Here is a 24489-nt window from a genome sequence, read left to right as displayed (position 1 = left end):
AAATCATAAAGCATACGCAAAATTAATTAACGAAATTTTGAAAAAACACGGCTTAATAAACTATGTTCAGACTCTTCATGTACTTCTTTTTGTAATAATTCAATCCGTTTGTTTATCAATGAAACAATCTCAGTAAAAGAGGCGTTTAATGCAAAGGGGAAGGCTTCCCTGCAGTGATTAATCCCAAATATATTGATTTTATTGTCCCTGACCAACTGCATACTTTGTGCATCTAAGGTTAAGTTAATGTGATTAGCTGCGGGTATTAATATGGTAATAGGATCATTTAATAAACCGTTCGAAAATAAACGTGTCACCGATTGTATTTTTTGATTAATTCCGCCTATCGCCAGGACGTTCCCGTGTTGATCTAATGCCCCTGTCACAAATAAATTTTGTTGTGCGGGGGTCTGCGCATAACATGATGTTACTGCTAATAAGATGGCCAATGCAGCGCTATCACCATCACTTTCCTGATAGGATTGTTCAAAAACAACATTGCAGGAAAGTGGGAAATTATGGACGTGAGTGAAAAGATGATTTAAATAACCTTGTACTATTAAGGTACTTTTAGCATGAATATTGCCCGCCATTTCGACTTTTCTTTCAACATCAATAACCTCACCGTCACCTATCATATCACTTGCAGATATTCTAAATATTTCACCAAATTCAGTTGGGTAACCCATTAATTCAACGACGGACAAACCATTTATTTGCCCCGTTTCTTTGCCTTTTAACTGTATTTTTAACTGTTTTTCGAGCAGGGCCTGGTCACTATAATTTTGTGCTAATGATTGAGCCTGAGATTGTAATTCAATGACTTTTTGTAAGTCAGCAGCTTCAAGCTGAGAGGCATCAGGGCTGAACACCTGCGCATAGCGCAGCATTTTTTCAATGACTTCAGGCGAAAAAAGCAGTCTTTTTTGGTGTTCGCACAAACTTGCAAGATGATGGAACAATAAAGACAAAGCATCCGCAGATAACGGGGTTAAATCATTTTTTTCTATCAGCTGCAGACAGAAATTTTGCAGACAGTTTATATTTTCATCCGTTGCATCTATTTGCGCCGACAATTCCGTAAACAATGAACCGACTTGATTATATTCCGGATCAATTTGAGATAATTCATCAAGTTGGTAACGATTGGCCACCAGTATTATTTTCGTGTCTACCTGCTCGGAAGGTTGCTCTGGCGGTTTTCCCTTAAATTTTTCACCGTTTACTGCTGATCTTGCAGGTAGGGTGCGTGTAATTAAAAATGATTTGATTAAAAACCACAAGGGTGGATTAATCAAAAGAGGACTGATATGTAAAACCAAACAGCCATGATTGTAATTGAAAATTTCACCTTGCTCAAAATTGATCGTTTTTTCTGACTCCTGAGTGAGTCGTCCAAATAACGTTTCCTGATTGTAATTAAGTAGCGCCAGAAGTGCATAATCGGGAGGACTACATTCAAAGATAACGCTGGTAGCCGCTTGCCAATATACTGAGTTAAATACCAGTAAAGGCTGTGGTAATTTTTCAAAATGCGTAATAATTTGAGAAACAACCGGATACATCGACAGCCAATTATTTTTATTGTTATTTTTCGTTGACAGTCGGGCGCTGAAATCGGGTGAGCATTGTTCCGCCGCAAGAGGCTTTAATAGATTAGCATAACCGCTGTCCGGCTGCGCTTCAGGGGGTGTTATTGGATTATTAATAGGCAAATTAGCAACTCTAAATTTGCCTATTATAAGTAGCGAAAGTCAATGTTGCAATGAGTAAGTTAAATACTCCTTGGCTGTTTTCCAGGAGCCTGACCGAGAACACATTAATTATTCCCGTTAGGCTCCTAGGTTTATAATTTGAACTGATTATATTTTTGCTTTTGATATTTTTTTTCACAAATATCACAACGTTTAGTGGTCACATCTTGTTGCAATTTTTCTATTGAAATTTCGGCTTCACAATCGGAACAAAAACCATATAAACCTAATTCAATATCATTTAACGAAGCATCAATACTTTTAATCTCATTTGTCTTATGCGCGAGAGAAGAGATATCAAGTTTTGACGTTAATTCAACTAATTGATAATTTGATAGTTTTTGTAATTGTGTAGCAGCCAGTTTATGCCCTGCATGACTTGAACTTAACAGAATATCTGAAACGTCATTACGTAATATATCAAGGGACGATAGAAGCTGTTTTTGGAATTTTTTTAATTGTGTCTCATCAATATGTGTCATCTATTATGTCCTGTTTACTAGTCATGTGCGCATATTAGAGGCAAGTTGCGGGTAAGTTTATGATTTGTGTCAATTTGTTTTCTGAATTTAGAATGAAATAATAGACATTTGATATAGATCACTTTTCTCGCCAACAACCGCTATTGTGCACGGTGTTTTAAATCTGTTAATTTCCACAGCACGGCGAATAACTAGTTAACTATATTTGATCTAACTCTGTTAGAATAAAATGGAATATCAAATCTAAAAAATCTTTCTATAACTAATGGCATTTATATGAAATTACAACAATTACGTTATATCGTCGAAGTGTTAAATAACAATCTAAATGTATCTGCAACCGCTGAGAACTTGTACACCTCGCAGCCGGGGATAAGTAAGCAAGTTCGCATGCTCGAAGATGAGTTGGGGATTCAAGTTTTTGAAAGAAGCGGAAAACATTTAACCAAGGTAACCCCTGCAGGGAAAGAGGTTATTCGTTATGCTTCGGAGATATTAGGTAAAGTTGAAAGCATCAAAGCCATTGCCTGCCAATATACTCAGCCGGATCAGGGAACCTTAAACATTGCCACGACCCATACTCAAGCCCGTTATGCTTTACCGGATGTTATTCAAGGTTTTATAAAACGCTATCCAAAAGTGTCCCTGCATATGCATCAGGGAACCCCGATGCAAATAAGGGAGTCAGTCGCCAAAGGGAAAACCGATTTTGCAATTGCAACTGAAGCTCTGCATCTCTATCAAGATTTGATTATGCTGCCTTGTTACCATTGGAATCGTTCGGTGATCGTGCCTAAAAATCACCCTCTGGCGAACATTAAAGAGATTAGTATTGCAGATATTGCCAAGTACCCGATTGTGACTTATGTTTTTGGTTTTACCGGACGCTCTGAGTTAGATGAAGCATTTAACTCTGCGGGATTTAAACCGAATGTTGTCTTTACTGCCACCGATGCTGATGTGATTAAAACCTATGTGCGTTTAGGCTTGGGTGTTGGGGTTGTTGCCAGTATGGCTATCAATGAAGATGATGACGATTTCTGCGTGATTGATGCCCGTCATATTTTCAAATCAAGCACCACCAGTATTGGTTTCAGAAAGGGCTCTTTTTTACGTGATTATATGTATGATTTTATGGTTCGATTTGCACCACATTTGAATCGCCCCCTAGTAGAAAAAGCGATCCAATTAAAATATAACGCTGAAGTTAGTGAATTATTTAAAGATATCGAACTGCCTGTACGCTGATCGAAGCTCGAAGGCTGTCAGCTGTCAGTCGTCAGCTGTCAGTCGTTAGCCGTCAGCTCGCCGCTCGAAGCTCGAAAGCTCGAAAGCTCGAAAGCTCGAAAGCTCGAAGCTCGAAAGCTCGAAGCTCGAAGCTCGAAGCTCGAAAGCTCGAAGCTCGAAGCTCGAAGCTCGAAGCTCGAAAGCTCGAAGCTCGAAGCTCGAAAGCTCGAAGCTCGAAAGCTCGAAAGCTCGAAGCTCGAAGCTCGAAGCTCGAAGCTCGAAGCTCGAAGCTCGAAAGCTCGAAAGCTCGAAGCTCGAAGCTCGAAGCTCGAAGCCGTCAGCCGTCAGCTGTCAGCCGATAGCCGTCAGCTCGAAGCTTTATTTGTTCAAAATTTCCAGACAGGGTAAAATTTTACTTACCTTGTCAAAACACTCCTGATATTCAGCATCAACATTTGAATCAGCGACTAAACCTCCTCCTGCCCAACAATAAATATGCCCCTGATAACAGAGTAAGGTTCTAATGGCAATATTGGTATCTGTTTGCCCATTGCCATTAACATAACCAATGCTACCGCAATACATTTGTCTGTTATGCGGCTCTAATTCGGCTATTATTTCCATCGCACGTATTTTAGGCGCACCGGTAATTGAGCCACCGGGAAAGCAGGCGCGTAATAAATCTTCGCTGCTATAAATACTGTCCAATTGACCAACCACTGTGCTCACTAAGTGGTGCACGGCTGGAAAACTTTCGATGTCAAACAGTTTAGGCACAGAGACACTGCCAGCCGTACACACCCGGCTAATATCGTTGCGCAAAAGATCCACAATCATTAAGTTTTCTGAACGATCTTTTTCAGAGTCTAATAATGTTTGTTTACTGATTTGATCCTTTAAAAAATCATTAAAACGCGGTGTTGTTCCTTTGATTGGTTTAGTTTCTACAATATTATTGTGCAATTTTATAAAGCGTTCAGGGGACAGTGAGATAATTGCTTGTTCAGGTAAACGCATAAAAGCGGCAAAAGGCGGGCGGTTCTCTGCCAGCAGAGCCTGATAAGCTTGATATTCGTCACCCTGGTAACTTGCTTGAAATCGTTGCGCCAGATTAACCTGATAGCAATCGCCCGAGAGTATGTATTCTTGTATTTTCGCAAACTTATGCGCATATTGTGATTTGCTCATATTTGCTTGCCAAGATGACGATAATTTAAAATTTTCGGTGTTTGTTTTTAAATTTTGCGCTTTTAACCAAGCAAATCTTTGCTGCCATAATGCCTGAAGGCTTGCGCTGCTCTGTTTCATTTTATGGACAACTAAATAATTTTGTTCATTTTCATTATCAATGAGTAACGCCCAGTCATAAAAACCCACCGCCATTTCAGGCAATTCAAGCGTGACCGGTTTATCTGCATTTTGAATATTCTCAAAATAATTCCCCAGTCCATAGGAATAATAACCTAATACGCCTCCGGTAAAGGGAAGATCCGTCTCTATTGTACTATTATGAAATAATTTTTGGCGCAGGTTTTGTTGTATCGCAAGCGGATCAGAAGAATCGCTGATAGTTTTGTTACCCTGTGTTATTGTGCTTACCCCTTGATATGTGACCATATTAGCAACGGGCTGTGCACTAATAATTGACCACCTGCTATCAACATGATCCTTGCCGGCTGATTCAAGTAAAACCGCCCAATCTAAGCCTGCTATCTGCGCTTTTATATTGGTAAGTTCGACAATGGTTAATGAAAGAGGCTGTATTAATATAGTGGAATTAGGATTAGTCATATTTTTTAGAATTCAGTCAACAGTTTTGTAACAAATGTTTTGGTGGATATGTATTTACAGATTAACATTCTCTGTCCCACATATCAGCCCTTTATACCCTTATTTATATTAACGGAGTTTTACATGACTATTATTAAGCAACAGGATTTTGTCAACAGCGTTGCGAATGCATTACAGTTTATCTCTTACTATCACCCTCTGGATTTTATACAAGCAATGCATAAGGCTTATCAGGCGGAGCAAAATCCCGCTGCAAAAGATGCAATTGCTCAGATTCTCATTAATTCTCGTATGTCGGCCGAAGGTAAACGCCCGATTTGTCAAGATACCGGTATTGTCACTGTTTTTGTCAAAATCGGTATGAAGGTTCAATTTGAAGGTGAACTGACAGTACAAGAGTTGGTCGATGCCGGTGTCCGCAAAGCTTATACCGATCCGAGTAATCCTCTGCGCGCTTCAATTGTTGCAGACCCCGCTGGTGCACGCAAAAATACCAAGGATAATACCCCCTCAGTTGTTCATGTAGAAATGGTCAAGGGCGATAAAGTTGAAGTCATGGTGGCGGCGAAGGGCGGCGGCTCGGAAAATAAATCAAAAATGGTGATGTTAAATCCGTCGGATTCAATTGCTGACTGGGTAGAAAAAACCGTGCCAAGCATGGGGGCTGGTTGGTGTCCGCCGGGTATGTTGGGGATCGGCATCGGTGGCACTGCAGAAAAAGCGGCGGTAATGGCGAAAGAGTCATTAATGGAAGCTGTGGATATCTTTGATTTACAAGAAAAAGCTAAAAATAATCCTGAACAGTTAAATTCAGATGAAAAACTTCGTTTAGAAATTATGCAGCGTGTTAATGCACTTGGTATTGGTGCACAGGGGTTAGGTGGTTTAACCACTGTGCTTGATATTAAAATTAAAAGTTGCCCGACACATGCGGCATCGTTGCCCGTGGTGATGATTCCCAATTGCGCCGCAACAAGACATGCGCATTTTAAACTTGATGGTAGCGGGGAAGCGGAGTTAGTCGCGCCGAAATTAAGTGATTGGCCTGAAATTACGCGAGAAGAAGGTGCAAATGTCCATCGTGTGAATGTTAATAACCTTACTAAAGCTGATATGGCTACCTGGAAAAGTGGCGATTCTCTTCTTCTGTCAGGAAAAATATTAACCGGACGAGATGCCGCTCACAAACGTATCCACTCTCTGCTAAGTTCCGGAAAGGGATTACCAGAAGGAGTTGATTTTAATGGGCGATTTATTTATTACGTTGGCCCTGTTGATGCAGTTCGAGACGAAGTTGTTGGTCCTGCCGGCCCTACAACAGCCACAAGGATGGATAAATATACGGACTTTATGCTCGAAGAAACCGGGTTACTCGGTATGATCGGGAAATCTGAACGCGGCCAACAAACCGTTGACTCAATCGCCAAACATAAGTCTGTCTATTTAATGGCCGTTGGCGGTGCCGCTTATTTAGTGTCTAAGGCAATAAAAAAATCCCGAGTGGTCGCATTTGCTGATTTAGGAATGGAAGCAATTTATGAATTTGATGTCGAAGATATGCCTGTTACCGTGGCCGTTGACAGTAAAGGCAATAATGTACATGAGCAAGGGCCTGCCATCTGGAAAGTTAAAATAGAAGAAATTGCTAATAAATTAGCTTAATAATTACGTTTTTTATTGCTTGAAAAGGCAGTGATGGTATAACACGATATGGACAGATAACGTCAGTATACGTAAGGAATAATTATGTTTGAACAAGTGAGTACGGCGCCAGCAGATCCCATCTTAGGATTAACTGATGCATTTAAAAAAGATCCCCGCAGTGAAAAAATAAATTTAGGTGTTGGGATTTATAAAAATGAAAGCGGGCAAACCCCTATTTTGGCGACCGTGAAAGAAGCAGAAAAACGCCTGCTAGCGACAGAAACGACAAAAAGTTATTTGAGCATTGAGGGTATTGCCGCTTACGGCGATGCTGTTCAAAAACTGTTGTTTGGCCAAGATTCCGACGTGGTACTATCAAATCGGGCACGCACGGCACAGGCGCCAGGCGGCACCGGCGCACTGCGTACCGCAGCTGATTTTGCTGTCAAAAAACTGGGCATAAAAAAAATATGGGTAAGTAACCCAACCTGGGCAAATCATGGCAATGTGTTTAAAACCGCAGGCCTTAATGTGGTCAATTATGCCTATTATAACGCCGAAAATAATGACTTAGACTTCGATGCTATGGTGGATTCATTACAAAGCGTTGAAACGGGTGATTTAGTCCTTTTCCATGGTTGTTGCCATAATCCGACAGGCATCGATCCTACCTTGGAACAATGGGAAATTTTAGCTAAATTGATTGCTGATTCAGGTGCCACTCCATTTTTTGACTTTGCCTATCAGGGGTTTGCAAAAGGTGTTGAAGAAGATGCTCAGGGACTGCGTATTTTTGCTAAATACAATAAAGAACTGTTAGTTGCTAACTCCTTTTCTAAAAACTTCGGTTTATATAATGAACGCGTGGGTGGCATCACTTTGGTAGCAGAGGACAGCGAGATTGCGGAGTCTGCATTTAGTCAAATTAAATCAGGAATACGTTCAAATTACTCCAATCCTCCGGCTCATGGTGCTGCTATTGTGACCACTATTCTGACCGATCCCGATCTTTATCAGCAATGGGATAAAGAAGTTGCAGATATGCGCGATCGTATTAAAGAGATGCGTGAATTGTTTGTAAGCACATTGAAAGAGAAGGGTGTTACTAAAGATTACAGCTTTATTAGTCGTCAGAATGGTATGTTTTCTTTCTCCGGTTTGTCCGTTGAACAGGTCAATCGTTTAAAAGAAGAGTTTGCTATTTATATCGTAGGTTCAGGTCGTATTTCTGTCGCCGGTATGACCAAAGATAATATGCAACCTCTATGTGATGCACTGGTTAAAGTAATCTAACCTAAATTGGTCAATACTAAGATAAGGTTGCTCAGGCAGCCTTATCTTGTTTTTTTCCAACATATCCGGGTTTAAAAAATCATGAGTAGTCGAGTTATACAAAGTTTGTTGTTTCTTAATAATCTAAAAAAAATTCCGCTTGCGGTAGAGGACATTGATTGTCTCTTTACTACTAAATCATTTAACAGCGAATTGTTAAAACAGATAAGTACCGCTAAAAAACGTATTTATCTCGCGGCGCTTTATCTTGAAGATGATCAGGCGGGCGCAGACGTTTTATCTGCTTTATATCAAGCTAAAAAAAACAATCCTTCATTAGATATCGTTGTCTGTGTTGATTTCCATCGAGCACAACGAGGTTTAATAGGCGTCGATAAATCAGCGTCAACCAATGCAATCTGGTACCAGCAGGTGGCTAAAACAGAAGGGCTTGGTGTCAAAATTATTGGCATCCCCGTTAAACGTAAAGAACTGTTCGGTGTACAGCATTTAAAAGGTTTTATTTTTGACGATCAGGTGCTCTACAGCGGCGCAAGTTTAAATAATATCTATTTGCATCAACAGGATAAATACCGTCTGGATCGTTACTGGTTAATAAAAAATAATGTATTAGCCGACTCTCTGGTGCGGTTTTTACAAGATCAATTTTTAAGTACAAATGCGGTAACATCACTAAACACTGAGAGCATAGCGGATTTCCAGTCTCTCAAATTAGCGCATAAAACATTAACTCACGACTTGAAAACAGCGAGTTACCAGTATCAGGGGCAAGTGTCGCCGGATCAATTGACTGTTACCCCGCTATTCGGATTGGGCGCCCGCAAAAATCAGCTCAATAAAACGATTCGTCAAATATTTCAAAGTACCGAGCAGGAATTGATTGTATTTACACCCTATTTTAACTTGCCGGGTGCTATCGTACGAGATATCAATGCGCTATTAACACGTGGCGTGCAGCTGACTATTATAGTCGGAGATAAAACGGCGAATGACTTTTATATCCCAGCTGATAAACCTTTTAAAACTATCGGTACATTACCTTATCTCTATGAAAGTAATATTAAAAAGTTTGCCACCAAACATCAGCAGTCAATTGATAAAGGGTTATTGAAAATTCATCTTTGGCAAGATAAGGCCAATAGTTTTCATCTTAAAGGGCTCTATTCTGATAATCGTTTTGCAATGTTAACCGGGCATAATCTAAATCCGCGAGCATGGCGTTTAGATCTGGAAAATGCTCTTTTAATTGATGATCCTAAACAGGAGATTAAAGGGTTACTGGATAAAGAACTTTCCGGCATATTAGCAAATACCCGGAAAATTAAACACTTTAATGAAATTGAAGATATTGCCAATTATCCCGACAATGTTAAAAAAATTCTTATTCGCATGCGCAGGTTTAAAGCGGATAGATTAGTCAAAGGTCTGCTTTAGTCATCTTAGATAGAGAATAAATATTAAGTTGCTGCTGGCCAGGGTATTGCTTAAGCTCAACTTAATAGCTTGCCAAGCTCAACTTAACGAATAACAGTAGCGCAAAACGATTAAGTTTCTGCTGGCCAGGGTATTGCTTAAGCTCAACTTAACAGCTTGCCAAGCTCAACTTAACGAATAACAGTAGCGCAAACCGATTAAGTTGCTGCTGGCAAGGGTATTGTTTAAGTTCAACTTAACAGCTTGCCAAATTCAACTTAACGAATGACAGTAGTGCAAACCGATTAAGTTTCTGCTGGCAAGGGTATTGTTTAAGCTCAACTTAATAGCTTGCCAAGCTCAATTTAACGAATAACAGTAGGGCAAACCGATTATGTTGCTGCTCGCAAGGGTATTGTTTAAGCTCAACTTAACAGCTTGCCAAGCTCAACTTAACGAATAACAGTAGCGCAAACCGATTAAATTGAGTGGAATGGGTGATTATTAAGCAGTCGCAGTTAAATTGTCAAATAGCGGTTGTAATATCTGCCTCATCACGTATAATTCTGTTCATCAAGTCGTTACATAAACACTTGATAACAGTGACAATGGTAGGCTCCTTGGTTCCTCGCATTGAAAACTTGTTAACCTGGTCAGAGCCGGAAGGCAGCAGCCATAGCAAGCGATTCAAGTGCCGAGGGTTCGCTGGGGAGTCTACCACCAATCCCCCCCATACAATCATTCTTAGTGTTTCAAAGGTCTAATAATGACTCAATATCAATCTCGATTTGATACCTCTCTGAAAAAACAGCATTTCCTTCCAAAATATTGGGGAATATGGCTTTTGCTGGGTTTATTATTTCTCTTCAGTTACTTACCCATTAAATGGCGAGATCGTTTTGCCGCATTTATTGCTGATAAATTATATGATGCTAAATTTCTAAATAAACGTAAAAGAATTGCATTTATCAATTTGGGGTTGTGTTTTCCGGAATATAACGAAGCTGACAAAGATAAGCTGATGCGTGAAAACTTCCGCTCGGTGGCGCAAATCTTATTATCACTCGGTGAAATTGCTTTTCGCAGTCAGGCATTTTTAATTAAACGCATCAATTTTATTGGTGAGCATTATATTAAAGAAGCCGAAGCACAGGATAAAGCCATTATTTTTTTGGCACCGCATTGTTATGGTTTAGATTTTGCGGGAGCAGCCGCTGTTTCGGCAAGAGGTTATCCGTTATCCAGTATGTTTAAAGATTATAACAATCCTATTTTTGACTGGTTTGTAACAGGTTATCGAACGCGTTTTACCAAGCTTGCCGGAAAGGGGACTCTGTATCATCGTTCCGAAGGTTTAAAGCCTGCAATTAAAAGCTTACGCGACAAAGCGCATTTTTATTATTTACCCGATGAAGATCATGGTCGTGAGAACAGTGTTTTCACTGATTTTTATGCCACTAAAAAAGCCACTTTGCCGGTTATCGGGCGGCTGGCTAAATTGGGGCGTGCCGTGGTCATTCCGATTTATACCTCATACAACGCAAAAACCTCAAAAATAGATGTCATTTGTCATGCGCCGCTGGAAAATTTATTCGAGGGAGATCAACAGCAGCAGACCGAGTTGATGAATCGTGCCATTGAAAAAGTGATAGATGAAAACAGAGCGCAGTATATGTGGACACTTAAGCTCTTAAAGACCCGTCCTGAGAAAGGACATAATATCTACAAATAATATTTTGAGGGGGCGAAGCTTCCCCCTTTTTAATCTAAACCCTTAATCCTCGAATAATAATATAGCGTCTGACTATTTTACTGCGCATTGATTCGCTGCCCGGTAACGCTTTTACTCTCATCACTTAATAAATACAAATAGCTAGGCATAATGTCCGTCGCTGTTTTTAATAGAGAGCTGTCTTCCGCAGGGTAGGCACTGGCGCGCATTGTGGTGCGTGTGGCCCCCGGATTAATGGCGTTGAAACGTAATGAACTATGCTCATATTCATCGGCTAAAACCTGCATCATGCCTTCGCAGGCAAACTTAGACACGCTATAGACTCCCCAATATGCTCGGCCTTTATGACCAACACTTGATGTTGTGAAAATCACCGATGCCAGCGGAGCCAGATTGAGTACCGGAATTAACGCTTTGGTTAATAAAAATTGAGCCGTTACATTGGTTTGCATTACCTCGTCCCAGGTCGATTTTTCAATTTGATCGAAAGGGCCCAGTACACCCAACTGACTGGCGTTATGCACCAGTGCATCAAGTTTTCCGTATTCACGTTTTATGGTGTCCGCCAAGTCATTATAATGTTCCTCGGTCGCGCCATTTAAATCAACGGGCAAAATAGCCGCTTGTTGTCTACCCCGTGATTCTATTTGATCGTAAACCGCTTCTAATTTTTTGACTGTTTTTCCTAATAAGATGACTTTTGCACCCAGGTCTGCACAGTGTAAAGCGAGCGTCTTACCAATACCCGCGCCAGCACCTGTAATTAGAATAGTTTTTCCGCTTAAGGAGTCTGGTTGTGCTTTAAATTCATTCATATTATCTCGTATATTGTTAAATAAGCTACAATCTTAACTTTATTTTAATAAAAGACTCAATCTCTTTTGTGCCTGGCCGTGCTTTTTGTCATTATATGACAAATAAAATTAACAATAGGAATAAAATTTTGGAATATGTCATCGAATATGGTTTGTTTTTCGCAAAAATAGTGACTTTCGCTATTGCTATCATTGCAGTTGTTGCTGCTGTTATTGCGCTGGTAAGTAAACAAAAAAACAAGAAAGGGGAATTACAACTGATTGACCTTTCAGAGCAATTAAAAGACACAAAGAAAACAATTGAAGAAAAATTACTCACCCATCATCAATTAAAAGCGCGCCAGAAAGAAGATAAAAAAAATCAAAAAGAACAACACAAAGCCGCAAAAAAAGCAGCAAAATCGGGCCAGGATAAAAAAGGCTTAGCGCAACTTTATGTGATCGATTTTAAAGGCAGCATTGACGCTAAAGAAGTGACCTCTCTGCGTGAGGAAATAACCGCTATTTTAGGCGTGGCAACGGCGCAAGATGAAGTCTTTGTCCGTTTAGAAAGTGGCGGCGGTATGGTGCATGGTTACGGTCTTGCTGCCTCACAACTGCAACGTTTAAGAGATAATAATATTCCATTAACAATCTCGGTTGATAAAGTCGCTGCGAGTGGTGGTTATATGATGGCCTGTGTTGCGAATAAAATCATTGCCGCACCCTTTGCAATTTTAGGGTCAATCGGTGTTATTGCTCAGATCCCAAACTTTAATAAAGTATTAAAAAAGCACGACATAGAATTTGAGCAATTAACGGCGGGTGAATATAAACGCACATTAACTATGTTTGGAAAAAATGACGAGGCTGGACGTGATAAGTTTAAGCAGGAATTAGAGGAAACACATGATCTATTTAAACAATTTGTCACCCAACAGCGCAGTCAAATTGATATTGACAAAGTGGCGACAGGTGAACATTGGTACGGTCTGCAGGCGATAGAGCGCAATTTAGTTGACCATATATCTACCAGTGATGATTATTTGTTAAGCCAGCTGGACAGCCGTCATATCATTCAAATCAAGTACACTCAGCGTAAGAAATTTGCGGACAAACTTGGACACGCTGCTGCTATCGCTTTAGAAAATAGTCTGTTAAAAATATTTCAAACTCAGTCGAATAAATTATTTAAGTAATAGTGTTTTTTTTAAACGAATATAAAAGCGAACTCGAATAAAAGTAACTTATTTGTCCAAAACAGTGCGTTTTTGAAAATATAGGTTGCTATTCGATTAAAGTTTGGATTATATAAAAAGGGAATTCACTAGAAGAATATAAATTTAAGTTTCTTTTCCGCGATTATGACTATGTAGGTATGTAAGTATTATGAGTAAATTTCTTGTTATTGTGGAGTCTCCGGCAAAAGCAAAAACGATCAATAAATATCTGGGCAAAGATTTTATTGTAAAATCAAGCGTAGGTCATATTCGGGATCTCCCAACCAGCGGCAGTGCGAAGAAAAAAATAGAGGCTAAAGGAACTAAGTCTTTGGCGGGCATGACGGCTGCTAAAAAAGAAAAAGAAAAAGCAAAACGCACACAAAGTGCCTTGGTCGCGAGAATGGGCGTTGATCCTAACGATCATTGGAAAGCCAATTATGAAATTTTACCGGGCAAAGAAAAAGTTGTCGCAGAATTACAAAAATTGGCTGTCGATGCCCCTATTATCTATCTCGCGACGGATTTGGATAGAGAGGGTGAAGCAATTGCCTGGCATTTAAGAGAAGTGCTTGGTGGTGAACACCAGAAATATAAACGTGTTGTTTTTAATGAGATCACAGAAACGGCTATTCAGGATGCTTTTGAGCACCCAACTGAATTAAATATTGATGGTGTTAATGCGCAGCAAACCCGCCGTTTTTTAGACCGGGTGGTGGGTTTTATGGTTTCCCCGTTACTCTGGAAGAAAGTCGCCCGGGGATTATCCGCTGGCCGAGTGCAATCCGTTGCGGTGCGTTTGGTCGTTGAACGTGAACGTTTAATTAAAGTGTTTAACCCCGTTGAGTTCTGGGATTTACATGCAGATGTGCAGGATAAAACCAAATCTGATTTGCGCTTAGAAGTCTTTAAAGAAAAGGGCAAATATTTTAAGCCGGTAACTGAAACTGAAACGCTAAAAGCGGTCGATCATCTGAAATCCGCTGAATATAAAGTACTGTCGCGTGAAGATAAACCAACAAAAAGTAAACCGAGTGCTCCTTTTATCACCTCGACCCTGCAACAGGCTGCGAGTACCCGTTTAAGCTTTGGTGTTAAAAAGACCATGATGCTGGCGCAACGTCTTTATGAAGCCGGTTATATCACTTATATGCGTACCGACTCGACTAACCTCAGTAAAGACGCGGTGGCGAGTGCGCGAGACTTTATAGGTGATGAATTTGGCCAAAATTATTTACCGGCAGAACCGGTGGTTTACAGCAGTAAATCGGGTGCACAAGAAGCCCATGAAGCCATACGTCCGTCCGATGTCGGTCAATTAGCTGCCTTACTGGTGGGCGTCGACCGTGATGCGCAACGTTTGTATGAACTGATTTGGCGTCAGTTTTTAGCCTGTCAAATGCTGCCTGCTTTATATGATGCAACCACGCTTGTGGTACAGGCGGGTGATTATCAGTTACGCGCTAAGGGACGTACACTGCGCTTCGCAGGTTGGACAAAGGTGCAGCCTGTTGCTAAAACTCAGGTGGATGAAGTACAGTTTCCTGAGCTCGCCATTGGTGAGGTACTGCAATTAGTCGAGTTGGATCCTAAGCAACATTTCACTAAACCCCCGGCACGTTTTACCGAAGCGGCTTTAGTTAAAGAGCTTGAGAAACAAGGTATTGGCCGGCCATCGACCTATGCCAGTATTATTTCAACCATTCAGGATCGTGGTTATGTAAAAGTCGATAAGCGTCGTTTTTATGCGGTTAAAATGGGAGAGATTGTAAGCGATCGCCTGAGTGAAAATTTTGTTGAATTGATGAGTTATGATTTTACCGCGCAAATGGAACGCAATCTTGATGCCATTGCAGAAGGAAAAGCTAATTGGACTGAACAATTAGATGATTTTTATCAGGATCTCACCACTCTTTTAGAGAAAGCCGAACGAACACCTGAAGAAGGCGGTATGCGTCTTAATGAACCGGTTATTATCAAAGAAATACATTGTCCTACCTGTGATCGTGAAATGGGCATAAGAACGGCTTCAACGGGAGTCTTTTTAGGCTGTTCCGGATATGCTCTTCCGCCTAAAGAACGCTGTAAAACAACCATCAATTTAGTGGACGGTGAAGAGGTTACGGATCTTCTATCAAGCGAAGATTTAGAGACCGCTGCGTTAATGGCTAAACAACGTTGCCCTAAATGCGATATGGCCATGGACAGCTATCTGGTTGATGAGAAAAGAAAACTGCATGTTTGTGGTAATAACCCGCTCTGTGATGGTCATCTTGTTGAATATGGTGAATTCAAAATCAAAGGTTATGACGGTCCGGTTGTTGAATGTGACAAGTGCGGCAGTGATATGCAGTTAAAAGATGGCCGTTTTGGAAAATATATGGGCTGCACTAATGAAGAGTGTAAAAATACCCGTAAAATTTTACGCAGTGGTGAAGTGGCTCCCCCTAAAGAAGATCCTGTTGATCTGCCGGAATTAGAGTGTGAGCAAAGTGATGCGCATTTCATTCTCAGAGACGGTGCATCGGGTATTTTCTTAGCGGCAAATACTTTTCCTCGTTCTCGAGAAACGCGTGCGCCTAAAGTATCTGAACTGGCACGTTTCAAAGATCGCATTTCGCCAAAGTTTTATTATTTAGCCGAAGCGCCGCAAAAAGATCCTGAGGGTAATTTAGCGGTTGTCCGTTATAGTCGGAAAAACAAAGAACAGTATGTGATGACTGAAATAGAAAAGAAAGCGACCGGCTGGACCGCAAAGTACATTGATGGAAAATGGGTCGAAGAACAGACTAAAAAACGGGTTGTTAAAGCGAAGAAATAAGGGCACTTTGCGCTGCTCGTTTGCTTTATCAGATTAACTAAAACAGTGAATGATATTCACATTAACACCTGGGAGCTTTATTCAGTATTAAGCCTAATACTGGTCAAGCTCCTAGGGTCTTTACATTAATTCCCCGGCATTTTTGAGCCGTTTACTCAATAAAAGTGCGCTTAAATATCAGAAAATTTTCGAGTGAATATCTAGCTCAAAAATCATAAATTTTTAGAGATATTTTATGCTTTGTGAGCAAACCTTAAAAAACATATTTTTACCCCTCCCTTTTTTTGATTTTACTCAAATTAAATGATCTACGCTGTTTCATTGCCTGAAATATGATTTACCTTGTAATAAAAGTTGAATTGTAAAAAATTCAACGCTGTTATCCATACTTACCTATTAAGGAGTAGTATTTATGCCGCAGTACTCATTGTTAAGCGAGTTAGAACGTAAAGTCATCTTGTTTAATTATGAAAAAAGAGGCCAGAAGAACAGCTTGTTGCCCTTCGCCAGATTAAGTGATGATGATCGTTCTTTTATTTCCACTGAAGGTGATTATATTCTGTGGGAGTTGGGTAAAAGAAAATTATTAGTTGATGAAGTTATTTCGCATTCATGGATTATTATGTCAAAGCAAAATTCGCCATTGATTTTAAAATTCAACGACAATAACCATCTGCAGGCAGGCAATTTATTTGATGATAAAACGGTTGATGGTGTTTGGAATTTAGAGGGGGGAATTCTAAGCATTTGTTTTCGATATGAACAGCGCAGTTATTATATTGATATCATCGCTAATAATAAGCGTGCCATACATTCTGCTCTGCAAATTACCGATGAGCAAAGTGTTGAACTTTTAAAAGTAATTCCACTGTGCAATGCAAAATATGGAACATCATTAATTGATTGATTTTTCACCCTATTTTCTAAGCCGTTAATAAAATCAGCAGAAACTGCTGCAGGAAGCTGTATTTAAGCCCTGTTAAATACAATTCATTTTTAAAAGCACAAATACATAGTATATACTGTGCGATTTGAATTTTAGGATGAATGATTAATGCGAATTGCACTGGGAATTGAATATGATGGTGCTGCTTATTATGGTTGGCAGCGCCAAAAAGAGGTGATCTCGGTACAACAGGAACTAGAACAATCATTGTCAAAAATAGCGAATCATACGGTCAGAGTGCATTGTGCAGGGCGAACAGATTCAGGAGTGCACAGCACAGGTCAAGTGGTGCACTTTGAAACCGATGCTATTCGTAAAGATGTCGCTTGGACACTGGGTGTTAATGCTAACCTACCCAAGGATATTGCAGTACGCTGGGTTAAACAGGTAGATTCATCATTCCATGCCCGTTTTAGTGCAACTGCACGCCATTATCGTTATATTATTTATAATGGGGCATTTCGTCCGGGCATTTTAGGAACTGGATTGAGTCATTACCATATGGATTTGAATGTGCAAAAAATGCATTCAGCTGGACAGATGATCCTTGGCGAGCAAGATTTCACCTCTTTTCGTGCGTTACATTGTCAGGCAAGCAGCCCGGTTAGATGCATTGAATATTTAAACATTAGCCAGCGCAGCCAATTCATCATTATTGATATTAAAGCCAATGCTTTTTTACACCATATGGTCAGAAATATTGCCGGTAGCCTCATTGAGATAGGATGCGGTAAGCAACCGGTCGACTGGTTAAAGATGTTACTATCTTATAAAGACAGATCTAAAGCCGCGGCGACAGCAAAACCCGGCGGGTTATATTTAGTTGAAGTTGACTATCCCCCGCAGTATGATCTACCTCGTCCGCCCTGTGGCCCGTTATTTTTAGATCTATAATTAAGAGCAAAATATGCATAATCTTATTCCTCAAAATCGTCCTCAAACACTGCCGCAATGGTTGGCATATGTTGAAAAATTACACCCAAGCGTTATAGATTTGGGTTTGTCACGTATTGCCAAGGTCGCAAAAGATTTGCAGGTGATCAATTTTGATGCGCAGGTGATCACGGTTGCGGGAACAAATGGTAAGGGCACAACCTGTGCTTTTCTAGAAGAAATTTTGCTGCAAGCGGGTTTTAAAGTGGGGGTTTACAGTTCACCACATATCCAAAGATACACCGAGCGCTTACGTATTAATAAACAGGAATTACCCGAGCAAGCGCATTGTGACGCTTTTGCGGCAATAGAAACAGCCCGAAAAGAGACATCATTAAGTTATTTTGAGTATGCCACATTGGGTTGTTTGACTTTATTAAAACAAGCCCGCTGCGATTATATCTTATTGGAAGTAGGACTGGGGGGGCGCTTAGATGCAACCAATGTGGTTGAATCTGATATCAGTGTGGTAACCACAATAGATATAGACCATATTGATTGGTTAGGCAGCGACCGTGAAAAAATTGGTTTTGAAAAAGCAGGTGTTTTTCGTGCGCATAAACCGGTCATTTGTGGTGAATTTGATCCGCCACACTCTTTACAAGCTCATGCGCAAAATCTTAATTGCCAAATCAAATACGCCGATAAAGATTTTTCCTATCAAATAACGGGAAACAAATGGAATTGGTCGGGAGAGAATACGCTCAAGGATATTCGTTTACCGTTATTACCTGTTCAAAATGCGTCAACTGCATTGGCTGTTATTGAAGCGCTGCAAGTCAAAGTAAATCCTGCGCTGCTTAAAGATGCCATTGAAAATGCCAGCTTAGCCGGGCGCCTGCAAAAAATCAGCACAACCTCTGCTTGTGATCTGTATTTAGATGTTGCTCATAACCCGCAATCTGCAAGCTATCTTGCAAGTCAGTTACGACTGATAAAAGCGGGCAAACCGGGTAAATGTAAAGTACATGCTATTATTGGCATGTTGGCTGATAAAGACACTGCCGGTACTTTTGAGCAAATAAACGCGGAAATAGATTTTTGTAATCTTGTTTCTTTAGATTGTTATCGAGGTCTCAGTGCTGACGCTCTTTTAGAAAACTATCAAAAATCAAAAAATGCGCTAACGACCCCTATTTGTTTCGAAAATGTTAATAGAGCTTATGAAACAGTACGTAATAAAGTCGATTCATCTGATATAATTATCGTCTTTGGTTCCTTTCATACTGTTTCTGATTTTTTAAATTTTTCACAAGGATAACCTGTGGCTTCTCAGTTTAAAAATCGTTTAGTAGGGGTCACTATTTTAGTTGCCTCTGTTGTTATTTTTTTGCCAACTATTATTGATGGTGAAAAAACCTCTTATCAAGATGAGTTTATAGCAACACCGATCCAACCGGAGATTAAAAAACACACTCTCGCGGGCAGTGACACGCTGATTGTTGAAACAGAATCAAATTTAACAAGTAACAGAAATCAAGCAGCGATTGATGCAATCGAAGGGAAAGATAAAAAACAGGAAACGCCGCTCGCTAAAAATGCTGATTGGGAAATTGAAGAAGTTGCAAAATCCGTTACTCTTTCTGATAAACCGCAAAAAATGGCGGGGGAAAAACAGTTTCCTGAATCAGCATGGACAATTCAGTTAGGTGCCTTTGAAAGTGCAGAAAACATAAATACGTTATTAAAGCAGTTACAACTAGCTGGTTTTCAAGCTCATACTGTCCCTCGGAAGGTCACGGATGGGGTATTAACCCGCGTATTTGTCGGACCTGATGTTTCAGAGAAACGCCTAAAAGAACAATTGCCTCGTTTAAAAAAATTAACCCAATTAGAAGGTAAAATATTACCCTTTAAAGCAACAAATCCATAGATTATTTACAGTAATTACCGCGCTTCTCTGGTAAACTGCCGCCGTTTTCAATTTTATTTTTAAGGATCGCAATGAGTTGGTTTGATATCGCCATTCTGAGCATTATAGCAGCTTCATCTCTTATCAGTTTATTACGAGGTTTTACCAAAGAAGCCCTGTCCTTAGTAACTTGGTTCTGCGCTTTTTTCATTGCCAGTAATTTCTATCTTGAAGTGGCCGTCTATTTAACGGAATTTGAAGATCAATTAATTCGCAACGCTGTTGCGATCGCTATTTTATTTATCACGGTGTTATTACTGGGCGCCTTAATCAACTACATTATTAACCGCCTGGTTGCGGTCACTGGGTTGTCCGGGACGGACCGACTCCTTGGCATTATTTTTGGTGCTATCCGTGGTGTTTTAATTATCAGTGCGCTGCTGTTTTTTATGGATTCATTTACTAATTTAAACCAAAGCGATTGGTGGAAAGAATCAACTTTGGCACCTGAGTTTGGAATAATTATTGAGTGGTTCTTTCAACATATCGAAAATGCTTCTAGTTTTTTGAATAAAATTTCTGTTTAACTTAATAACAGGGGAGTTTAGTGATTTTTTTCGCTGAATAATATTAAGTAAATCAATTAAATGCAGATTCTGCATTTAATTTACGCTCATTTAAAATTTACAATCACTATCATTTATATAAAATAACCTGTTACTTGGTATGACTGATATAACTTATTTTTCTAATAATTAAGGCATTATTTATGTGTGGAATCGTTGGTATAGTTGGAGCAACTCCCGTTAATCAAAGTATCTATGATGCATTGACCGTACTACAACACCGTGGGCAGGATGCTGCTGGCATCGTCACTATTTCGAATGATAATTATAAACAGCGTAAAGCCAATGGTATGGTGAAAGATGTTTTTGATTCTAAACATATGCAGCGTTTAAAAGGTAATATTGGTATAGGCCATGTACGCTATCCAACTGCGGGTAGTTCCAGTGCCGCAGAAGCTCAACCGTTTTATGTAAACTCTCCCTGGGGAATTTCCCTTGCACATAACGGGAATTTAACCAACGCTCAAGATTTACGTGATTCATTAGTTACGTCCCGCCGTCATATCAATACAACGTCCGATTCTGAAGTGCTGTTAAATGTTTTTGCTGCAGAGCTTGATAAAGTTGAAAGTGATAAATTGTCACCAAAAGATGTGTTTGCAGCTGTCGGTGAGCTTCATAAAACAGTTAAAGGCGCGTACGCTGTTGTCTCATTGATCATTGGACACGGCATGGTTGCATTTCGCGACCCCTATGGTATCCGCCCGTTAGTATTAGGCTCTCGTAAGACAGAAGAGGGTGATTTAGAGTATATTGTGTCTTCAGAAAGTGTGGGTCTTGATACTATTGGTTTTGAAGTTATGCGTGATGTTGAACCCGGTGAAGCTGTTTATATCACCGAAGATCGACAGTTATTTACCCAACAATGTGCTGAAAACCCGCGCTTAACACCTTGTGTTTTCGAATATGTTTATTTAGCACGTCCCGATTCCACCTTAAGTGGTATTTCTGTTTATGAAGCGCGTTTAGAAATGGGCCGTAAATTGGGGGCAAAAATAAAACGCGAATGGGCTGATGTAGAAATTGATGTCGTGATACCTATCCCGGAAACATCTAACGATATTGCGCTGGAAATATCTTTGGAAATGGGATTGCCTTATCGTCAGGGGTTTGTAAAAAACCGTTATATTGGCAGAACATTTATTATGCCGGGGCAAACACAGCGCCGTAATGCCGTTCGTCGTAAATTAAATCCCATTACAGCCGAGTTTGAAGGTAAAGCTGTTTTATTAGTGGATGACTCGATAGTACGTGGTACTACCTCGGAACAGATTGTAGAAATGGTGCGAGATGCCGGGGCTAAAAAAGTGTATTTTGCTTCAGCCGCGCCACAGGTTTGTCATCCGAATGTCTACGGCATTGATATGCCCACAGCCGATGAGTTGATTGCTTATAACCGCACGGTAGAACAGATTAGCGATTGTATCGGGACTGACGCGCTTATTTACCAAGATTTAAAAGATCTTAAAGATGCGCTTCGTAAACAAAACCCTAATACAGATGATTTTGAGTGTTCAGTCTTTGATGGTGTCTATGTGACCGGTGACGTAGACAAAAACTATTTCGATTATGTTGAAAGTTTGCGCAATGAAGATGCGAAGATAATTCAAGAGCAGAAAGAAGAGATAGCAAGTTTAGAGATGTATAACGAATCTTAAATTTATTTTAATCCCTTTTTAAAACCACAAACTTGTTTGTGGTTTTTTTTTGCCCAGAAACTCGATCAGCAAAAAAAATAAGTCAATTTTTTTCTAAAATGTCATTTAGACTTATCCTCAGATTGTCACGGGTTAACACTTCCTCTTTTACTTTTATTTCTTAACTGTTTCTTTTATTTACCCTATTTTTAAAAAGGCTCATACTTTTCTATTGATCTTTTTTTTGCTTTGCTTTTGACTTAACTGGGTAAGTAAAACAGATTCATAAGATGCCTTGATTTTTGATTCCTCTGTATATATATTAGGTTTTACTAATATTAGCCTTTAACTCATTAACCATTCGAGAAAATATCATGATTAAAAAATCTCTTCTTGCAGTTGCTCTCGCTTCTATTTTAACCGCTTGTGGTGGCTCATCTGATAGTACTGATACAGGATCAACCACTTATACCGCTATCGATGGTTATTTAAGCGCCGCCGACGTTTACGTTCTTTCACCCGATGGCAGCACAGAAACGTTCATTGGTGAGACCGATGCCAATGGCCAAATACAGATCCTTAATGAATATGAAGATTATACTGTGATAGTGAGGGTCATTGCAGGCCAAACATCTGACAGTGATACTGCGGGATTTGTTACAAAAAGTTATGAAATGCGCGGCACAGAAGATTCTACGGTGGTGACTCCTTTTACAACCCTTGCTAGCATTAATGTGATGACATTAACAGATCTTGCCGCTGAACTGCAACTCGATGAAGCAGACGTAGGCGGGGATTATGTCAACACACCGGATGGTAAAGCACATTTAGTGGCGCGTACTCTGGCCGCGCTATTAGATGATGATAATGATGATGATGATGCTGATCATTTAAAAACCTTAGCAGGTAATTCGGTTACTTATATCAGGGATCACCACGAAGAAAATGGTGATGATCTGGACACAGTTGAACTGCATTATGATACAGACGATAATCTTTCCTCTGGAGTTCGTGTCTATAGCCATAGCGAATCGGATGATGATAGTAGCCATAGCGAAGATGATTAATTACAATTAATGCAGAATAGATAATAGTAAGCATATATTATTGTAAACAGAAAATTTTGCTGATTTTTTTATTAACTTCCAGATTGTAGACACGGAAGACGAAATGTAGTGAAACCAAAAAAAGGCCGCGATTAAGCAGCCTTTTTTATTTTAGTAAATACGCATTTGTGTCTCGGGATCAAAAAATACCACTTTTGACATGTCGAGCATCAATGGCATCAATTTATCTAACTGACATTCGGCAGTTGGGTGAATACGGCAAATTGTTCTTACTCCATTGATGCGCGCTGTAATCTGGGTATCGGGTCCGGTTGGCTCAATAATTTCAACGGCGCAATCAAGCATAGCACTATCAACTTTATCTTCTCCCTGCTGAGTGATTTGTTCCGGGCGAATACCAAGGATAACCTTTTTTCCTGCATAACTCTCCAGTCCCTGAATAGTTTGTTTAATCAGCATTTTATGCGACGCACCAGCACTTTCTAACTCTATCTGCATAACTCCATTCACTTTCTCAATCTGACAGGGAATAAAGTTCATTGAAGGGCTGCCCATAAAACCTGCAACAAACTGATTGCGTGGATTGTCATAGATTTCCTGTGGTGAGCCCATTTGTTGTATTTCACCGTCTTTCATTACCGCGATCACATCCCCTAAGGTCATGGCTTCAATCTGATCATGGGTGACGTATACGATGGTTGTTCCAACACGTTGATGCAACTCTTTGATTTCACTGCGCATCTCCACACGTAATTTAGCATCAAGATTTGATAAGGGTTCATCAAACAGAAAGATTGAAGGGTCACGGGCTAAAGCGCGTCCCATCGCGACACGCTGTCGTTGTCCGCCCGATAGCTGCTTTGGTTTACGATCCAGCAAGGGTTCAATCTGCAGTAATTTTGATACTTTATCAACAATGACTTGCTGCTCAGATTTTTCTGTCTTGCGTATTTCTAAACCAAAGGAAATATTTTGGCGAACCGTCATATTCGGGTAGAGCGCATAGGATTGAAATACCATCGCAATATCACGGTCTTTTGGATCTAAATGAGTGACATCCCGATCACCAATGAAAATGTTGCCGTTAGTGACTTCTTCTAAACCTGCAATCATATTGAGCAGGGTCGATTTTCCACAGCCGGAGGGACCCACTAAAATTAAAAATTGTCCGGGCTCTATCTCTATATCTATTCCCTTTAGCACATTCACTTTGCCGTAGGTTTTTTCAACATTTTGTATTTTTAAAGCATGCATAAT

Annotated in this window: 19 protein-coding genes and 1 other RNA gene; 15 read left to right on the top strand and 5 right to left on the bottom strand. The window is 40.0% G+C overall.

The annotated features are described in order from the left end of the window. Nucleotides 1–26: 26 nt before the first annotated feature. Together CXF72_RS17505 and CXF72_RS17500 are read right to left on the bottom strand one after the other, a co-directional pair. Nucleotides 27–1715 carry an AAA family ATPase gene (locus tag CXF72_RS17505; protein WP_101041067.1) on the bottom strand — a complete coding sequence of 563 codons (1689 nt, stop codon included), beginning with the start codon at nucleotides 1713–1715 and terminating at the stop codon, nucleotides 27–29. Nucleotides 1716–1846: 131 nt separating this feature from the next. Continuing rightward, on the bottom strand, nucleotides 1847–2236 hold the full coding sequence (locus tag CXF72_RS17500) for a TraR/DksA C4-type zinc finger protein (RefSeq protein WP_101041066.1): 390 nt from the start codon (nucleotides 2234–2236) through the stop codon (nucleotides 1847–1849). A 276-nt stretch (nucleotides 2237–2512) separates the two neighbouring features. Between CXF72_RS17500 and cysB the strand changes: the two genes are divergently transcribed. Further along, nucleotides 2513–3484, top strand: coding sequence for an HTH-type transcriptional regulator CysB (cysB, locus tag CXF72_RS17495; RefSeq protein ID WP_101041064.1), 972 nt, complete (start codon nucleotides 2513–2515; stop codon nucleotides 3482–3484). Nucleotides 3485–3841: 357 nt separating this feature from the next. Here cysB and pabB read toward each other — a convergent pair whose 3' ends face one another. Next, a complete protein-coding gene (gene pabB, locus CXF72_RS17485; protein WP_101041062.1) occupies nucleotides 3842–5254 on the bottom strand; it encodes an aminodeoxychorismate synthase component I in 1413 nt (470 codons plus the stop codon). Nucleotides 5255–5377: 123 nt separating this feature from the next. Between pabB and CXF72_RS17480 the strand changes: the two genes are divergently transcribed. The 5 genes from CXF72_RS17480 (at nucleotide 5378) to lpxM (ending at nucleotide 11336) form a co-directional block, all read left to right on the top strand. Then, nucleotides 5378–6916, top strand: a complete 1539-nt coding sequence (locus tag CXF72_RS17480; protein WP_101041060.1) for a fumarate hydratase — start codon at nucleotides 5378–5380, stop codon at nucleotides 6914–6916. A gap of 84 nt (nucleotides 6917–7000) precedes the next feature. Next, entirely contained in the window at nucleotides 7001–8191 is a 1191-nt protein-coding gene (locus CXF72_RS17475) for an amino acid aminotransferase (protein ID WP_101041058.1), read from the top strand. 81 nt (nucleotides 8192–8272) lie between these two features. Next, nucleotides 8273–9625, top strand: coding sequence for a CDP-diacylglycerol--serine O-phosphatidyltransferase (gene pssA, locus CXF72_RS17470; RefSeq protein WP_101041056.1), 1353 nt, complete (start codon nucleotides 8273–8275; stop codon nucleotides 9623–9625). Between the two features lie 596 nt (nucleotides 9626–10221). Next, nucleotides 10222–10319, top strand: an RNA gene (ffs, locus tag CXF72_RS17465) — signal recognition particle sRNA small type. A 51-nt stretch (nucleotides 10320–10370) separates the two neighbouring features. Continuing rightward, on the top strand, nucleotides 10371–11336 hold the full coding sequence (lpxM, locus tag CXF72_RS17460; RefSeq protein WP_101041054.1) for a lauroyl-Kdo(2)-lipid IV(A) myristoyltransferase: 966 nt from the start codon (nucleotides 10371–10373) through the stop codon (nucleotides 11334–11336). Nucleotides 11337–11413: 77 nt separating this feature from the next. On the opposite strand, the gene CXF72_RS17455 is transcribed toward lpxM, so the two are convergent. Then, complete coding sequence (locus tag CXF72_RS17455; RefSeq protein WP_101041052.1) at nucleotides 11414–12151, bottom strand: YciK family oxidoreductase; 738 nt, start codon at nucleotides 12149–12151, stop codon at nucleotides 11414–11416. A gap of 128 nt (nucleotides 12152–12279) precedes the next feature. Between CXF72_RS17455 and sohB the strand changes: the two genes are divergently transcribed. From sohB to CXF72_RS17410, 9 genes are all read left to right on the top strand, one after another. Then, on the top strand, nucleotides 12280–13329 hold the full coding sequence (sohB, locus tag CXF72_RS17450; RefSeq protein ID WP_101041050.1) for a protease SohB: 1050 nt from the start codon (nucleotides 12280–12282) through the stop codon (nucleotides 13327–13329). Nucleotides 13330–13519: 190 nt separating this feature from the next. After that, on the top strand, nucleotides 13520–16171 hold the full coding sequence (gene topA / locus CXF72_RS17445; RefSeq protein ID WP_101041048.1) for a type I DNA topoisomerase: 2652 nt from the start codon (nucleotides 13520–13522) through the stop codon (nucleotides 16169–16171). Between the two features lie 412 nt (nucleotides 16172–16583). Further along, entirely contained in the window at nucleotides 16584–17078 is a 495-nt protein-coding gene (locus tag CXF72_RS17440; protein WP_101041046.1) for a hypothetical protein, read from the top strand. Nucleotides 17079–17225: 147 nt separating this feature from the next. Next, complete coding sequence (truA, locus tag CXF72_RS17435) at nucleotides 17226–18011, top strand: tRNA pseudouridine(38-40) synthase TruA (RefSeq protein ID WP_101041044.1); 786 nt, start codon at nucleotides 17226–17228, stop codon at nucleotides 18009–18011. A 13-nt stretch (nucleotides 18012–18024) separates the two neighbouring features. Next, nucleotides 18025–19311, top strand: coding sequence for a bifunctional tetrahydrofolate synthase/dihydrofolate synthase (gene folC, locus CXF72_RS17430; RefSeq protein ID WP_101041042.1), 1287 nt, complete (start codon nucleotides 18025–18027; stop codon nucleotides 19309–19311). Nucleotides 19312–19314: 3 nt separating this feature from the next. Further along, nucleotides 19315–19923 carry an SPOR domain-containing protein gene (locus tag CXF72_RS17425; RefSeq protein ID WP_101041040.1) on the top strand — a complete coding sequence of 203 codons (609 nt, stop codon included), beginning with the start codon at nucleotides 19315–19317 and terminating at the stop codon, nucleotides 19921–19923. A gap of 71 nt (nucleotides 19924–19994) precedes the next feature. After that, complete coding sequence (locus CXF72_RS17420; RefSeq protein ID WP_101041038.1) at nucleotides 19995–20489, top strand: CvpA family protein; 495 nt, start codon at nucleotides 19995–19997, stop codon at nucleotides 20487–20489. A gap of 182 nt (nucleotides 20490–20671) precedes the next feature. Beyond that, nucleotides 20672–22186, top strand: a complete 1515-nt coding sequence (purF, locus tag CXF72_RS17415) for an amidophosphoribosyltransferase (RefSeq protein ID WP_101041036.1) — start codon at nucleotides 20672–20674, stop codon at nucleotides 22184–22186. A gap of 353 nt (nucleotides 22187–22539) precedes the next feature. After that, nucleotides 22540–23232, top strand: coding sequence for a hypothetical protein (locus CXF72_RS17410; RefSeq protein WP_101041034.1), 693 nt, complete (start codon nucleotides 22540–22542; stop codon nucleotides 23230–23232). Nucleotides 23233–23382: 150 nt separating this feature from the next. On the opposite strand, the gene CXF72_RS17405 is transcribed toward CXF72_RS17410, so the two are convergent. Next, complete coding sequence (locus CXF72_RS17405) at nucleotides 23383–24486, bottom strand: ABC transporter ATP-binding protein (protein ID WP_101041032.1); 1104 nt, start codon at nucleotides 24484–24486, stop codon at nucleotides 23383–23385. Between the last annotated feature and the right edge of the window lie 3 nt (nucleotides 24487–24489).

It is taken from the genome of Psychromonas sp. MB-3u-54 (genome assembly GCF_002836415.1).
Taxonomy (GTDB): Bacteria; Pseudomonadota; Gammaproteobacteria; order Enterobacterales; family Psychromonadaceae; genus Psychromonas.
Note: the sequence above shows the minus strand (reverse complement) of the source record. Positions and strands in the feature narration are given on the sequence as shown.

Bases quoted from the DNA above. Each gene is read 5' to 3' on its own strand.
- CXF72_RS17500 (WP_101041066.1), bottom strand. From the start codon at position 2,236: ATGACACATATTGATGAGACACAATTAAAAAAATTCCAAAAACAGCTT.
- cysB (WP_101041064.1), top strand. From the start codon at position 2,513: ATGAAATTACAACAATTACGTTATATCGTCGAAGTGTTAAATAACAAT.
- pabB (WP_101041062.1), bottom strand. From the start codon at position 5,254: ATGACTAATCCTAATTCCACTATATTAATACAGCCTCTTTCATTAACC.
- CXF72_RS17480 (WP_101041060.1), top strand. From the start codon at position 5,378: ATGACTATTATTAAGCAACAGGATTTTGTCAACAGCGTTGCGAATGCA.
- CXF72_RS17475 (WP_101041058.1), top strand. From the start codon at position 7,001: ATGTTTGAACAAGTGAGTACGGCGCCAGCAGATCCCATCTTAGGATTA.
- pssA (WP_101041056.1), top strand. From the start codon at position 8,273: ATGAGTAGTCGAGTTATACAAAGTTTGTTGTTTCTTAATAATCTAAAA.
- lpxM (WP_101041054.1), top strand. From the start codon at position 10,371: ATGACTCAATATCAATCTCGATTTGATACCTCTCTGAAAAAACAGCAT.
- CXF72_RS17455 (WP_101041052.1), bottom strand. From the start codon at position 12,151: ATGAATGAATTTAAAGCACAACCAGACTCCTTAAGCGGAAAAACTATT.
- topA (WP_101041048.1), top strand. From the start codon at position 13,520: ATGAGTAAATTTCTTGTTATTGTGGAGTCTCCGGCAAAAGCAAAAACG.
- CXF72_RS17440 (WP_101041046.1), top strand. From the start codon at position 16,584: ATGCCGCAGTACTCATTGTTAAGCGAGTTAGAACGTAAAGTCATCTTG.
- truA (WP_101041044.1), top strand. From the start codon at position 17,226: ATGCGAATTGCACTGGGAATTGAATATGATGGTGCTGCTTATTATGGT.
- folC (WP_101041042.1), top strand. From the start codon at position 18,025: ATGCATAATCTTATTCCTCAAAATCGTCCTCAAACACTGCCGCAATGG.
- CXF72_RS17420 (WP_101041038.1), top strand. From the start codon at position 19,995: ATGAGTTGGTTTGATATCGCCATTCTGAGCATTATAGCAGCTTCATCT.
- purF (WP_101041036.1), top strand. From the start codon at position 20,672: ATGTGTGGAATCGTTGGTATAGTTGGAGCAACTCCCGTTAATCAAAGT.
- CXF72_RS17410 (WP_101041034.1), top strand. From the start codon at position 22,540: ATGATTAAAAAATCTCTTCTTGCAGTTGCTCTCGCTTCTATTTTAACC.
- CXF72_RS17405 (WP_101041032.1), bottom strand. From the start codon at position 24,486: ATGCATGCTTTAAAAATACAAAATGTTGAAAAAACCTACGGCAAAGTG.